Here is a 13,421-nt window from a genome sequence, read left to right as displayed (position 1 = left end):
CACGACATAGGGCCGATTATCCTTGGCGCAGGCAAGATGGGCAATGTGCCCCCGCAAAAGGACTTCAACGCAGTCCTCGCTGGTCATCTCTTTCAAAATCATCGGATTTCCTTCTGGGTCACCACTTGCCCTTTGGGAATGATAACACGGATCGCGACCTCCTTTTTCCAAATCGGCGCCAGAGACTAGTGGCTCTCTGCCGTCACCAGCACTTTCATCGACGCAATTCAAGGATTATTCCTGTGACATTGGAAAGTGACGCCAACCCGCCCCCCCGCACCGAATGTGGTAGGGCCGCATTGCACCTTCTTTTCGGACGCGCGGTTTTCTTTTGAAATTTCTGCAAGTCGCCAGTCCGATCCGTAGTGGAACGCCTCGCCCGCGCCGATCGGACGAGGCGTCTCAAGCCTAAGGCACCCGAACGGTTACCCGCAAAAACGAGGCGGGGATCGTTGTGATGTCATTGGTCCTGGCCTGGTTCTGCCGGTTGAACAACAGATCAAGCTCATTCTGCAATTCCTCGCTCCTTCCAGTCTTGGCCGCCGCCTCGAAGGCATTCATGGTCGGGCCGTAGAAATTGCGGAACTGATCGAGGAAATGCGTAGCCGCGCCCGGGTAATTGAATGTGTAAGTATCTTTCTCACAGGTGATGTTATCAGGAAAAATGCCGGCGGCTTCGAAGCGCTCGATCACATTGGCTTCCACGCCCCAGGTCATCGGACTGACGAAGCCTTCCGGCGGCGGCGGTGAATAGGCAGAGCTGATCTTGAGTATCTGCGCCACGAGGGTAGGATCGCCGGGGATCCAATTGCCCATGACGATCCTGCCGCCGGGCTTGGTAACGCGCACCATCTCTTTGCTTACATCGCCTGGCCTGGGTGCGAACATGGCGCCGAAGATCGAGATGACGACGTCAAATTCCCTGTCTTCGAGATTGACCAGATCGCTCGCGTCGCCCTCTTCGAAGCAAATGTTGGAAAGCTGTAGGGCCTTGGCACGGTCATTGCCGGCGGCGACAAGATTGCGGGCGATGTCTACGCCCAAAACATTCGCGCCGGCCTGCGCTGCGGGTATCGCCGTCGTACCGTCCCCGCAACCGAGGTCCAGCACCCTTATGCCATGTTTGAGGCCGAGTGATTTAACGAGGGCTTCACCGCTCACACGCATCGCAGCTGCAATGCGCGTGAAGTCACCCTTTTCCCAAAGCGCCTTGTTTGCATTGGGAACGGGAGTGTTGGTCAGATTGACATCCATGGGGGTCTCCTTTTGTTATCTGAACGAGACCAACCAATCACTGGCTCGACCCGCCAGATAGTGTAGAAAATGGAGCGAGCCGATACAGAATGTGAAGCGGTGGCTCTGGTTGGGCCTGGTGCTCAGGAGCGACGGCATAACTGCTACGCACCATCCATGTCTCCAGCGTGGCAATCAGCTTGCGGTCGCCGATCAAGACGATAGAGTTTGCATCGATTTCACTGCGCAGACTTGACCAACCCATCCAGGCCGAGGTCATTGCCTTGAGATCGGCCCTGATGAACAGATCGACGTCGTGGCTCGGATCGAGCAGGCAGAGATCGACGGGCTGGCCCGGACGGGCCACGAGCCAATAGTGCCGCTCGCTCTCGATCAGTTCCGGATAGGTGAACTGGATGACCGTCGTCGTACCACGCGGAAAGACGTTAGTATCGATCTTCTGGCGCATGTTCCACATCAACAGACGCGCATCGAGTTTGTTGAGCGAGACTTCCTTGTCGATATTTCGATGCGCCCATTTTCCTAAAGCCTGCACCACTGGCTGCAATTCGTCGGCCATAGCGGTGGTGGTGTAGCCCGGCTCACCGGCATCACTTACGACACGACGAACCAAGCCATGGCGCTCCATTTCTTTCAGGCGTTTCGAAAGGAGAGTTGGAGAAATGCCGGGCACGCCGCGGCGGATCTCGTTGAAGCGCGTGGCGCCGTGCGACAGTTCACAAAGGATCAGCAGTGTCCAGCGTGGTTCGATGATGTCGCAAGCTTTGGCCACGGGGCAAAAGCTATCATAACAGTCGGAAGACATGATCACCTCCCAAAGAAACTAATCATAATACGGCGTCTGATGGCGTCCAGTCCTGAAAGTGTAGCACTTCTGGCGACCGCGCGTTAGCTGTCTGAATTACCTAGAACTGCGCTGCTCCATCGCCATAGGAAAAACGTCCGTTCTTCTTTCAACCGCGTGGGCGATCTGATGGCGGTAGTACCAAAATTCCGTCTCGGTCCCTATCAGCTGACCATTCGCCGAACAGCAACCACGGCCTCCGAGAACCCGACCGGGACATCGGAATGGCGAGAATGGGGTAGGAAGGGGCCATAGGGTTCTCCCGCGCTCGACGGCAGCTATTTCATCCCCGCCTCCAGGACCAGATGGTCCGCTCGCGGCCCCCTATCGGAAATGATTTCCGCTTTGCGCCTTCTATTCGGCCATTGAGATCAGTTCCGCTGTCTCCTAACAGCGGCCACAGGGCAGTGATCAGCCAGAAGGGAGGGCGTCGCACTCAACGACTCGCAGAATGGCGGTGTCGCGCTGATAGGGCATACTGCTGTCAACGGAAGTTTTCCGCCGGTGGCCGGTTGGGCTCTTCTATAGCTTTGGCCAACCGCTCGAGTTCCTGCGAATAGCAAAACAGCGCAAACAGGACGATGACGATCTCGAAAGCGCCAAGCGCGATCCGCTCATAAGACGGGAGTATCTCAAGCTCCGGCAGATGACGAAAGAACAGTGTCGAGAAGAGTGCCCCGCCAAAGAAAAAGCTTACGCGGCTAGCGAACGAACAGAGATGCGCGATGAAGACGTTGCGGAAGGGCGCGACCACCGGCACCCACCTCAGCCGCGACCAGTAACAGATGTGGAGCATGATGGCACTGGCAATCGTCGCGACTTGCTGGGAGTACTGCAGCTCCTGCTGCTCTCCGAGATGGGTAATGATCTGATGGAAAAGCGGGAACACAAGCCAGAACAAGGCTGTCGCGGCAATGGTCTGGCCGCTAAGGAGGAGCGCAAATGCTAGCCCAGTGTTTCTCCAACCCATAAGCCGCTCCGTTTCTAACGTCAGGATATCACCCTTTGGCCCGAGGGTGCCCGCCATAGAAGCGCCGTCGTGATGAACGTGTACCCGAGTGCCATCGCGACGAAGAGGATGCGTGTCGAAAACGATTCCGCCGCGCTACCGGGCAGGGGTGAAACACCGAGCCCGAACAGAATCAGAAATATCGTCAGCGCCCCGGCATACATCTTTGCATCAGCAGACCTTGACGCCGCCCTTCCTCCAAGCAAGAGGCATACAACGAGCGTGATGATAAGCATCGAAAACAGATTTGGCCGAACAGTCAACACGGCGTAGGCGACCGAAGAGACGACCCCGCCGAGCAGGTTGACGATCATTAAGCCAATGGAGGCACGACCGCTTTGCTTGACGTCAAGCTGGCCGAGCAGGGAAGCGACCGTGATCGGTATGACAGCGGCGGAGGTCAGGTTGTCGCTTGTCAGGCAGATGGCGACGGCTGACAGCAAGATGGCGGTGTTCGACAACGCCCGCAGATAATCTGGTGGCATGGATGTCGGTTGCACGAATATTTCCGCGACTGACGGCGGCTCGGGAATGACGATATAGGCAAGCCACATCATCGCAGCTCCGCCGAGCACCCCACTAACAAGGATAGACAGGATCGATGCGGCCAGTTCCTTGTTCAGGATTCCAAGCAAGGGAACGATGACCGCGACCACAAGGACGAGGAAGATTGCCGCTCCCCCTTTCCCTGCAGTCTGAGCTAGGAAACACGAGAAGTAGATCACGCCGAGAAGCAGTAGAAAGGTTGCTGGGCGATCCCCAAACCACGACGTCAGCAAGATCATAAAAACGCCGACGGCAAGGATCACAACCGCCATCCCGATCGTCTTTCCAAGCGGCATGGGTTGGGAACTCGATAGCAGGAACTGCGCGGCGAACAGCGGACCGAGGAAGGGCACGAGGGCTCCAGAAGCAACCGAGATCGTAAAGAGGGCAGGGACGGCGAGCGCGACCCGCAGTCCCTTCCTCTTCTGCTCTCCGATGACGTCCTCAGCCGGCATAGGTGAGCACCGACATGATGCGAATCCAGATCGAGCCCCAGGCGTTGGTCACGGGGTTGTCTCCCGTATAGATGACGACTGTCACCTGAGAACCGTATCGAGCGCCTTTTGGTCGTCCTTCGTCGAGAGTGAGGCGGACGGGAAAACGCTGTGCCTCCTGAACCCAGCCGCTCTCGCTCCGGATTTTTGGGAGGCCCGTGCTCGGATCTGTGTCATTTTGCGAAACACCAAGTCCGACGCTTTCCACCGTAGCCGGAAACAGCTTTCCAGGAAGCGCGTCGAACAACACCTCGGCCCTGTTACCGACCGCTGTCTTTTCGAGGCTGTTTTCCTTGAAAGCCGCCGCGATCCAAACTGTCCCGACATCGATGAACGTCATCGCCGACTGTCCGGCACCGACCACTTTTCCGATCGAGAGCTGTAGATTGGTGACCACGCCGGAGGACGGCGCTCGCACCGTCGTATGCAACAGGTCAAGCTGCGCCCGCTCCAAGGCCGCGAGAGCTTCCTTGAGCTGGGGATTGTCATTGCCCGCAGGGCCAAGATCTTCCTGCGCGGCAACAAGGTCCGCTTCCGCGCCCTTGACCGCCGCCTGCGCCTGGTCGAACACCAGCTTCGCTTCGTCGACCTTCGCTTGGGCATACACGCCCCGTTTTGCAAGTTCCGACGCACGCCCGAACTGTTCACTGGCATTGTCGCGGTTCGCCTGGGCCTCGACGAGGCGAGCCTGCACGGCGTCCACCTGCGCCGTCGATGCGCCTATCGTCTGGCCGACGCGGGCGAGCGCGGCCTCTGCCTCGTTCACCGCGATTTGGTAGCGGGTCGGATCGATGCGGAAGAGCACCTGGTTTGGCTGGACGGCGGAATTGTCCGTGACGTTGACTTCGACGACACGCCCGGTCACTTCCGATGCGATACCGACGACGTAGGCCTGAACCTGGGCTTGCGACGTCGATGGCGTGCGACGCTCCATGAAGATGGAAAGTGCGAACAGCACTAGTGCGATCAGCACAACAACTAAAGCCATCTTTCGCAAGGGATTTGCGTGCGATGTCACTGGTGCGGGTTCGTTGAGAACTTCTTCGGATGCCACAGTTGCGTCCTTACTCTACAGACGATGGTACGACACGGCTGTCGCGGACAAATAACGCGCGGATCTTGTCCCAGAAACCGCCACCCAGAACGAAGAAGCTGGCGATAAAGAGAACATCTCCGAGGACCTGCAACTGCCAGAGGTTCGGGCGCAGGCCGGGAGCGAGTGCATCAAGGTAGGGTTCAAGCGAGGCCGAGATCAGCGGAAGGCAGAACATCACTAGGCCGAGATTGTAGCGCGCCTTGCCGACGCTTTCGTCACGGGAGAGGCTGAATGCGCCGAAGATTTTGCTTTTTAGTTGTTGAAACCCCGATTTGCCCATGACCGCAATGACAAGGAGCAGGATGACTTTGTTGGCGATGAAGATGACACCGGTGATCGCTGCGATCCGAGTGCTGGAAACACCACTCCATGCCATTAGCGGCACGCACAGCCACATCAGTGCCATGAGGCAGACCAGTGCGATACCGAGTTTGAAACGCCATGTCGCGGCAGGCTCGAGCGGTGTTTCCACGGTAATAGGCATAGCTTGCTCCAGTGTGTTGGACGACCTGCGCGGTCGGCATTATTGAAGAGTGTGGTTGCGCAGCGCTAATGCGCGAAATTCATGGGCTCACCGTTTCGGAAAAGGGACGACCGCGGCCGCATCCAGCGTATTGGCGATTTCCACAGCGAGTTCCTCGACAAGGACCAGATACTCGTCAATGCGACGATCACGTCTTGGGTCTGCGGAGGTACGCCATTTTTGTAGCTCGGCTTCGGCGACGGCTAGGTCTGAACACATATCCCGAAAGCCATCGTTGTGCGCCATGAGGTCGCGGATCGCTCGGCTGCGGTCGGGAAAACGGCTTATCGCAGCGGTCGCGTCCTCATCCATTTGCTTGATTTCTTTCTGCTTAAATACTACACCACCAGCTTGTGCCGAAATGTGAACCTACAAGTCTTAGTCTGACGCATCGCAGCGTTCTTGGGGAGTATGTTACTGTAACATACAGGCGTTGGATGGGACTTTATCGGGTGCGAAGGGGGCGGCCATGCACACTTCCAATGTGATCGAGAACGGTGAGCCACCGTGCCCGGAGGAAATCCGAGCGCAACTCCAGCGCATCGTCGAGAGCCCTGAGTTTCCGACCATCGGTCGCGGGGCCGCGTTCCTCACCTACATCGTCGAAGAAGCTTTGGCTGGACGCGCGGCCCGGCTCAAGGGATATGCTATTGCGCTTGAGGTGTTCAAGCGAGACCAGCACTTCACACAGGAAGACCCAGTGGTCCGGATCGAGGCCGGACGGCTGAGGCGAGCGCTGGAGCGCTACTATTTGGTGGCTGGTCAGCACGATCCCATTCGCATCGACATGCCGAAGGGCGGCTACGTCCCGACGTTTCGCTACACGAGTCTCACAGGCCTTTCCGCGTGCGCTGCCCAAGAAGACGTCAAAGATTCAAGGCATACGGCTTTGAAACCCCGGCGGCCCTCGAAACAATGGGTCATGGCAACCCTCGCAGCGGTTGTGCTGGCGGTCGGGGTAATCGGGATTGGCCTCACCGCACACTGGCCGAGAGATTCCACCATACCGCCTGAACCGACACTTGTGATCGCGCCGTTTGCCATCCTCGGCGATAGCCCGAAAGCACAGCTCTACGCGGCAGGCCTCACGGAGGAACTTCTGTCGGCGTTGCCGCGCTTCAAGGAGATCAGGGTGTACGGCCGCGAGACGTCCCGGACTCTGACAACTGAGGCCGACATCAGGCAGGTTCGGGAAGAGCTGGGGGCACGGTATCTCCTTGCTGGTGGAATTCGAGCCGATGGCGAACGGATTCGGATCAGCGCCCGCCTTATCGAAACCAGCGACGGAGCGATCCTCTGGTCGCAGACGTACGACAACGATTTGCATTCACGCGATCTCTTCACGATCCAGGAGGATGTCGCCAGTCAGGTCGCGACAGCCATCGCGCAACCTTACGGGATTATCGCAGAGGCGGATTCCTTACGGTTACCACCGGACGATCTTGGTGCTTACGAGTGCACGCTCGCTTTTTATGCATACCGAGCCGAACTCAGCATCCAAGGGCACGCTTCCGTCCGCAACTGCCTGGAAAAAGCGGTATCGCGTTATCCTTCGTATGCCACCGCCTGGGCGATGCTTTCCATGGTCTATCTTGATGAAGAGCGTTATCGCTTTAACCAGACGGCCGGTGGGCAAGCTCCGATCAAAAGAGCCCTTCACGCAGCCAGGCGCGCCGTCCTGCTCGAGCCGGGGAACATCCGTTCGCGGCAGGCATTGATGACTGCCCTATTCTTCAACCAGGAACCTGAGGAGGCGATCCGTGTTGGAGATCGGGCGCTCGCTGACAATCCCAACGACACCGAATTCATGGGGGAGTTCGGCACTCGTCTTGCAATCATGGGGCAGTGGCAGCGAGGTGCGGACCTTCTTGATAAGGCCATGGCGCTGAACCCCGGTGGCGGTGGCTTCTATCGTGGAACACGAGCGCTTTCGGCTTACATGCTTGGCGATACAGAAAACGCCGTCGCTTTTATCCGCCAGGCCGATATGCAGAAGTTTCCGCTCTTTCATGGTGTGGCCGCAGTGATCTTTGCGGAAGCGGGTCTAACGGATGAAGCGCATCGGGAGGCAGACATTTTCGTTCAAGCGCGTCCCGACTTCGTACCCAACTTTTTCAAGGAAATGCGATCGCGCAATATGCAGCCTGACGATCTCGGTCGCCTGCTTGCCGGACTGCGAAAAGCGGGGGTGAAGGTTCCCGCGGATTTGAAGTCAATGTCTGCGTCGGCGACTCAATAGCGCCAGCCTATCCCCGGCGTTCTTACCCAAGAAATGGCATGTAGGTTACAGTAACATACTCCCTGCCAGGACCTCGTACCTGCTTAATCTCCCTGCGTAGACAGAATCCGAGGGGATGCCATGAACTTCGCCAACTTGCTTGTGCGGCTGCGGCTCCGATTACGGGATCACCGCCACGGTTCGGTTACTCCTGGTACCATCCGAACAGCGCTCAAACGCCAGCGCGTCGGGATCTGTGCCCAAAGTGAGTGTTGGTTTGAAAGGGGCGCAGTCAAGTGAACCAAGACCTGGAGCATTCGTTCGACAAGAAGACCATTCGTCTGATCTTGCATCGCGTTTTGCTGTGTGGCGTCCTGGTCGTATCGGGCTGTGGAGGGCACGCCAAAAATGTGCTCACACCGGTAGCCGACACGGCCTCGCAGTCCCACAAGGTGGACATGCTGATCGCGACGACCCGAAGCGAGTCGACAGTGCCCGGCGAAATGTTCACGGGAGAACGTGCGCGGGCGCCGAACTTCGCTGAAATCACTGTCTCGGTCCCGCCAGACAGCTCACGCAAGGTCGGGGAAGTGTCTTGGCCGAGAAAGCTGCCGCCGGACCCTGCCACGGACTTCGCGACGCTGAAAACCGATATGATTGACGTCGATGCCGCAAAGGCCTGGCTCAGCACGTCTGTCAAAAAAACACCAGATGGAAGTGCGCTCGTCTTCATCCACGGTTTTAACACCAAGTTCGAGGACAGCGTTTACCGTTTTGCCCAGATCGTGCGAGACTCCGGCGTTCACAGTGCGCCGATCCTGGTGACGTGGCCGTCACGTGGTAGTCTGCTCGCATATGGGTACGACCGTGAAAGCACCAACTACACCCGCAATGCGCTCGAGAACCTGTTCCAGTATCTGGCCAAGGATCCGGAGGTAAAAGAGGTCTCGATCCTTGCCCATTCAATGGGGAACTGGCTGACGCTCGAGGCGCTCCGGCAGATGGCGATCCGCAACGGCGGGCTGCCAACCAAATTCAAGAACGTTATGCTTGCAGCCCCGGATGTCGATGTTGACGTCTTCCGATCGCAGATCGTCGACATGGGTCGGCCGCATCCACAGTTTACCCTGTTTGTCTCGCGCGACGACAAGGCGCTGGCGGTGTCACGTCGTGTCTGGGGCGACGTCGCCCGTCTTGGGTCGATTGATCCAGAGACCGCCCCGTATAAGGAGGAACTCGCCGAAGCCGAGATCAAGGTCATCGACCTAACGAAGGTGAAGTCGGGAGATAGCCTCAACCACGGAAAGTTCGCCGAGTCCCCTGAGATCGTCCGGCTCATCGGCGCACGCATCTCCGATGGCCAAACGCTGACCGACAATCGCGTAGGTCTGGGCGACACGATCCTTGCCGCCACGACTGGAACGGCAGCCGCCGCTGGCAACGCGGCCGGGCTAATCCTCGCGGCCCCAGTTGCCATCGTCGACGCCGATACGCGCGACAATTTTTCGAGCCAGGTCGAAGCGCTAGGACCAAAAGTTGCCACCCGATCAAAATTGCTCCCCCTATGCCGGACCGCCTCCTCGGTAAATTGCAGGAAATAACCGAATTGCCTTTCGCTCAAACAACAGCCCTTAGAAGCGAGTAGGCGTCGGGTTGCCGGCGTTGGGCCGACTATAGACCTCCGCATCGCCGCCCTGCTGTTTTTCTCATATTTGTCTCCGCAGCCGAATCTCTGCTTCGGGGCCGAGCTAGGGCGTTCGCACAGAGACGTCGTGTCTGCGTCCATGCAAGCTAGCCTATCACCGGACTGTCTGATGTCGGCCCCATATCGGTCATTCCCTGTAGAAAAACGCATATTGTCCTCTAACAGTAGGACGTGTGCTTCGAGCAGCAGTCACTCGCGAGCGCCGCGGATTCCTTCGCGGCGTCGGAGCGATGGATTGGCGCGGTGGAGATGTGGTCGTCCGGCGCGATGAACACGTAGGGATGCGCGATGAAAGAATACGCTTCTACCCCTCCCAACGGAAAGAGGACTTCCGCTGTGCCCTGCAAATCGAATGGTATCGTTCGCTCGACGATGACAGATCCGAATCCCAGCCGTGTGGGCGCGGTTAAAGACCATCGTCATGGCTGCATGACGCCAGATACCGTTCTCCCGTTCGCCATCGCTGTTCGTTCGTTGAGAGTTAAGCGCATCAGTGGATCAGAACCAATCATCCAAGGTGTTCAGGGCGATCACTAACTGCATGCTGCGGCGCGCGAATTGGCGTCTTAGCGCCTTGCTGAGCCGGCGCATCGGTCGGAACCACCACTCCTACTCTTCAAGTTCGTATTTGAAACCAGTTGAAGTTGATCGACGTTGATATGGCAGTAAGTGCGCAGTACTTTTTAACTTTCTAACAAGGAGCCTGTTGCTAATGCTTGAAGCTGATAATCCAATGGATGCCATCATTGACCGCATTTATGAAGCGTCCTTGTTGCCAGATAATTGGAGTGAAGTTCTGCACCGATTTGCCGGTATTGCTGATAGCAGAGCAGGCATCATGATCGCGACGTCTGGCGATTCATTCAAATGGATTGGATCATCCCCGGAGGCGGAGCGTTTCACTCGAGAGCATTACGGTTTCGAGGGTGCCCGAGAGCGGACCAAGCGGCTGATCGGGTTAGAGCGTGCAGGCTTTGTATCTGACTTTGACGTATTCACAGACAGAGAGATGAAAACTATTCCGCTGTTTTCCGATTATCTCATTCCCATGGGACTTGGTCGCGGGATTGCAACCGTCCTCAAAGTTCCCGACAATGAGATGATCGTGATCCATGCCGAAGGCGACATCAGACGCGGACGATTTTCGCAAGCTACCATCGGTCGCCTCGACGCACTGCGTCCTCACCTTGCGAGATCCGCGTTAATATCAGCGCGTTTGGCCTTTGAAAAAGCGCGGTCCGCTGTGGATGCACTTTCCAATTTGGGGCTGGCAGCTTGTATTCTGCGTTCCGACAGCAAAATGATCGTCAACAACCTTGAATTCGAAGCCGCTTCTGCACGGTGGAAGACACGATTGGGTGACAAAATAGTCCTCGCGGATCAGCGTGCACAACATCTGCTATCAGACACCCTAATGCGCATTTCAACAAACACAGGTGTTAGGTCCATCCCTTTGGTGGCAACCCCAGAGCACGGGCCAGCAGTTTTGCACATATTACCTATTCGGCGTTCTGCCCAGGATCTGTTTAGTCAAGCTGCTGCCTTGCTCGTATTGTCAACGATTGAGAAAATCCCCGGTAATCCGCATGCGTTGCTTCAAACTCTCTTTGATTTAACGCCAAGAGAAGCCGAAATTGCCGCTCGAATCTGCTTCGGAGAAACGCTTCATCAGATCGCCTCTGCAGATGGAAAAAGTGTCCTGACTGTCCGGGGACAAGTTAAAAGCGTGCTAGAGAAAACAAATTGTCGTCGTCAAGCTGACCTCATCCGATTGGTTACGCACCTATCGTTGGGGTAGCCTTACATGTAGTGCAACGGCAGCGAAGCCCGCCCTGCAGCACCGCTGCGCAGGGCACTCTGTCGGTGGTCGCGTGGATCTAAGCCATTTTTACGTTTCGATGTTGTCCGGTCGGATACCGAGAGAGTGTTTGTAGACAATTGCTTGCGACGATTTTAGTGGTTACGCGGAACGGAAAAATGGGTCAAACCCTATCGAAGCTCCAAAACCTGTCATAGAAAATTGCAAATGGTTGGTGATCAGTGGGGAGGCGTAAAAGGTGCCGACCCCGTAACTTATTTTGTGACAAACTGATTTATACGCATTGCCATTTGCCGCTATTTGAGCCGCAATCGCAGCCTTGCCACGGTCCACTCTGGCCGGAAAGACTACCGAAACTTTGGCCATGGATGAACAAATCCGAACTGAGGATACGTCCGACGTTTGCGGATCGAATAGAGTCCCCTGGCTGATATTCACGCCCTTTCCAGACGCAACCACCGCTGCCAGAGTTTTCATTGTCTGCTGTGCGGCTGACATCGGCTTCAAGCGCCCGGCAATAGTCTGCCATTGCGCCTAGTGTCCCAGTACCGACACCTTTCAAGACACCAATAAATCCGCCGCCGCCCTCCTGACACATCCAGGGCTGAAACTCAACTGACTTAGCCTTGGCAGTAGCTTCTTGCCGTTGTTTCGCTTCAGCCGCCACTCTGGCGCTCTCCTTGGCTTCCGCAATACGCTTTCGCTTCACGTCCGCCGCGAGCTTCCTGTCGTCGCTGCAGCCCGTTGATCCGTTTTTCAACTCGCAATTTAGACGATTCCGATCTCTGCCATAAACGCTTGCTTCGCTTGCACCTCTTGTGGAGGTGTTGCTCGACGTCTCCGAACAACTCTTAAGTGTAATAGAAGATGACAACAAAAATCCTAAAACAAATAAAGTCTTCATTAGGCCCCCATATTATTTTTAGCTTCCAATTAACGTAACCGAACTCAATATGAGTAGTTTAAGCCGAAAATAACAAGAAAGTTTTTCAAAACTAAAAAACTTATAATACATTTCGGGTTAGTACCGAATTTTTCCAGATACTAATTAGGTTAACAGTAAAATTCGCGATCAAATTCGACAATTTTTCCTAAAGGGCTAACTTGTTCTAAGGGAAAGACGTAACGTTTTGCTATCCTTGCTTGTAAGCAACTGCTTAGCCAGTACAGCCCGCCATCGCGTGCTATTTGTTATTCGTCCAGGTTAATCAGGGGAATTTGACAAGCAGTTGATTCGAAGAGGGCAAGGAAGCGATTTAGTTAAAGGCTCAGTGTACCGACCGCATACCGGAACCAATACATCTCTGATACGCTTCACGAATACGCCACCCTCGTGTCGAGAAGGAGATCACGCGCTTAACGAAAAACAGCGAGGTCGGAATCTGTTAGATCCAACGCCACGTTACCTCCAAGTTGAGCTGGAAAGATTTCATCCTCGCTCGCGCTTATCGCAACTGGCGCGAGGTAAACTGACCATGCTCTGATGCGATCAAATCTCGCGGACGTTTTCCGCTTTGGCTTTGCCAGTCTTTCGGTCTTGGCCCACTTCGTAGCTCACCTGCTGCCCCTCTCGAAGGGATCCGCTACCTTGCAAGGCTGACACGTGGACGAAAACGTCCTGACCGCCGTTTTCCGGAGTGATGAAACCAAAACCCTTGTCGTTATTGAAAAACTTAACCGTACCAGTCGCCATAAATAGTCCCCATTTTCGCACGCGCCTCAAGGCGGCGAGAGAAGAATATTGTGCCAACTGCGCGCAGGCAAGTTACCGACAGAACTTTTGCTCGACCAAAATCATTCAATGTTTCATTCGACAATCCTGCGGCGCGAGGTGACGTGAGGGTCTTGAAAACCAGTACTGATGATCGCATCTGAGGAACATCACCCGTTATCGGCGGCTACCTGCAGCGACA

At 56.0% G+C, this 13,421-nt stretch carries 12 protein-coding genes; 3 read left to right on the top strand and 9 right to left on the bottom strand.

Translation table 11 applies throughout. The annotated features are described in order from the left end of the window. Positions 1–408 precede the first annotated feature (408 nt). From ASD32_RS02335 to ASD32_RS02305, 7 genes are all read right to left on the bottom strand, one after another. On the bottom strand, positions 409–1,254 hold the full coding sequence (locus ASD32_RS02335) for a class I SAM-dependent methyltransferase (RefSeq protein WP_060636301.1): 846 nt from the start codon (positions 1,252–1,254) through the stop codon (positions 409–411). A 37-nt stretch (positions 1,255–1,291) separates the two neighbouring features. After that, positions 1,292–2,059 (bottom strand): helix-turn-helix domain-containing protein, encoded by a 768-nt coding sequence (locus ASD32_RS02330; RefSeq protein WP_082546606.1) that lies wholly within the window; start codon positions 2,057–2,059, stop codon positions 1,292–1,294. 523 nt (positions 2,060–2,582) lie between these two features. Continuing rightward, positions 2,583–3,068 carry a hypothetical protein gene (locus ASD32_RS02325; protein WP_060636300.1) on the bottom strand — a complete coding sequence of 162 codons (486 nt, stop codon included), beginning with the start codon at positions 3,066–3,068 and terminating at the stop codon, positions 2,583–2,585. Positions 3,069–3,088: 20 nt separating this feature from the next. Beyond that, complete coding sequence (locus ASD32_RS02320; RefSeq protein ID WP_060636299.1) at positions 3,089–4,108, bottom strand: DUF2955 domain-containing protein; 1,020 nt, start codon at positions 4,106–4,108, stop codon at positions 3,089–3,091. Continuing rightward, the gene (locus tag ASD32_RS02315) at positions 4,098–5,135 is read right to left on the bottom strand and encodes an HlyD family secretion protein (RefSeq protein WP_082546605.1); all 1,038 of its coding nucleotides are present in this window, start codon (positions 5,133–5,135) and stop codon (positions 4,098–4,100) included. Before ASD32_RS02315 ends, ASD32_RS02320 begins: the two co-directional genes overlap by 11 nt. Positions 5,136–5,211: 76 nt before the next feature. Continuing rightward, complete coding sequence (locus tag ASD32_RS02310; RefSeq protein ID WP_060636297.1) at positions 5,212–5,727, bottom strand: transporter suffix domain-containing protein; 516 nt, start codon at positions 5,725–5,727, stop codon at positions 5,212–5,214. Positions 5,728–5,814: 87 nt separating this feature from the next. Continuing rightward, positions 5,815–6,078, bottom strand: coding sequence for a hypothetical protein (locus ASD32_RS02305; RefSeq protein WP_060636296.1), 264 nt, complete (start codon positions 6,076–6,078; stop codon positions 5,815–5,817). 157 nt (positions 6,079–6,235) lie between these two features. Here ASD32_RS02305 and ASD32_RS02300 point away from each other — a divergent pair, with 157 nt between their 5' ends. The 3 genes from ASD32_RS02300 to ASD32_RS02290 all read left to right on the top strand — a co-directional run bounded on the left by ASD32_RS02300 (position 6,236) and on the right by ASD32_RS02290 (position 11,487). After that, entirely contained in the window at positions 6,236–8,005 is a 1,770-nt protein-coding gene (locus ASD32_RS02300) for a hypothetical protein (protein ID WP_060636295.1), read from the top strand. A 326-nt stretch (positions 8,006–8,331) separates the two neighbouring features. After that, complete coding sequence (locus ASD32_RS02295) at positions 8,332–9,585, top strand: alpha/beta hydrolase (protein ID WP_156383032.1); 1,254 nt, start codon at positions 8,332–8,334, stop codon at positions 9,583–9,585. Between the two features lie 816 nt (positions 9,586–10,401). Next, positions 10,402–11,487 carry a LuxR C-terminal-related transcriptional regulator gene (locus tag ASD32_RS02290; RefSeq protein WP_156383020.1) on the top strand — a complete coding sequence of 362 codons (1,086 nt, stop codon included), beginning with the start codon at positions 10,402–10,404 and terminating at the stop codon, positions 11,485–11,487. A gap of 295 nt (positions 11,488–11,782) precedes the next feature. On the opposite strand, the gene ASD32_RS29360 is transcribed toward ASD32_RS02290, so the two are convergent. Beyond that, positions 11,783–12,412, bottom strand: coding sequence for a hypothetical protein (locus tag ASD32_RS29360; protein WP_156383019.1), 630 nt, complete (start codon positions 12,410–12,412; stop codon positions 11,783–11,785). Positions 12,413–12,997: 585 nt separating this feature from the next. Continuing rightward, positions 12,998–13,201 (bottom strand): cold-shock protein, encoded by a 204-nt coding sequence (locus ASD32_RS02285; RefSeq protein WP_060636293.1) that lies wholly within the window; start codon positions 13,199–13,201, stop codon positions 12,998–13,000. Between the last annotated feature and the right edge of the window lie 220 nt (positions 13,202–13,421).

The organism is Rhizobium sp. Root483D2 (genome assembly GCF_001426685.1).
Lineage (GTDB): Bacteria > Pseudomonadota > Alphaproteobacteria > Rhizobiales > Rhizobiaceae > Pararhizobium > Pararhizobium qamdonense.
The sequence above is the reverse complement of the archived record's forward strand: the minus strand, read 5'-3'. Positions and strand labels throughout refer to the sequence as shown.

What these genes read in the sequence shown, in the direction of transcription:
- ASD32_RS02300 (WP_060636295.1), top strand. Translation starts at nt 6,236, where the DNA reads ATGCACACTTCCAATGTGATCGAGAACGGTGAGCCACCGTGCCCGGAG.
- ASD32_RS02310 (WP_060636297.1), bottom strand. Translation starts at nt 5,727, where the DNA reads ATGCCTATTACCGTGGAAACACCGCTCGAGCCTGCCGCGACATGGCGT.
- ASD32_RS02315 (WP_082546605.1), bottom strand. Translation starts at nt 5,135, where the DNA reads ATGGCTTTAGTTGTTGTGCTGATCGCACTAGTGCTGTTCGCACTTTCC.
- ASD32_RS29360 (WP_156383019.1), bottom strand. Translation starts at nt 12,412, where the DNA reads ATGAAGACTTTATTTGTTTTAGGATTTTTGTTGTCATCTTCTATTACA.
- ASD32_RS02325 (WP_060636300.1), bottom strand. Translation starts at nt 3,068, where the DNA reads ATGGGTTGGAGAAACACTGGGCTAGCATTTGCGCTCCTCCTTAGCGGC.
- ASD32_RS02290 (WP_156383020.1), top strand. Translation starts at nt 10,402, where the DNA reads ATGCTTGAAGCTGATAATCCAATGGATGCCATCATTGACCGCATTTAT.
- ASD32_RS02285 (WP_060636293.1), bottom strand. Translation starts at nt 13,201, where the DNA reads ATGGCGACTGGTACGGTTAAGTTTTTCAATAACGACAAGGGTTTTGGT.
- ASD32_RS02335 (WP_060636301.1), bottom strand. Translation starts at nt 1,254, where the DNA reads ATGGATGTCAATCTGACCAACACTCCCGTTCCCAATGCAAACAAGGCG.
- ASD32_RS02320 (WP_060636299.1), bottom strand. Translation starts at nt 4,108, where the DNA reads ATGCCGGCTGAGGACGTCATCGGAGAGCAGAAGAGGAAGGGACTGCGG.
- ASD32_RS02305 (WP_060636296.1), bottom strand. Translation starts at nt 6,078, where the DNA reads ATGGATGAGGACGCGACCGCTGCGATAAGCCGTTTTCCCGACCGCAGC.
- ASD32_RS02330 (WP_082546606.1), bottom strand. Translation starts at nt 2,059, where the DNA reads ATGTCTTCCGACTGTTATGATAGCTTTTGCCCCGTGGCCAAAGCTTGC.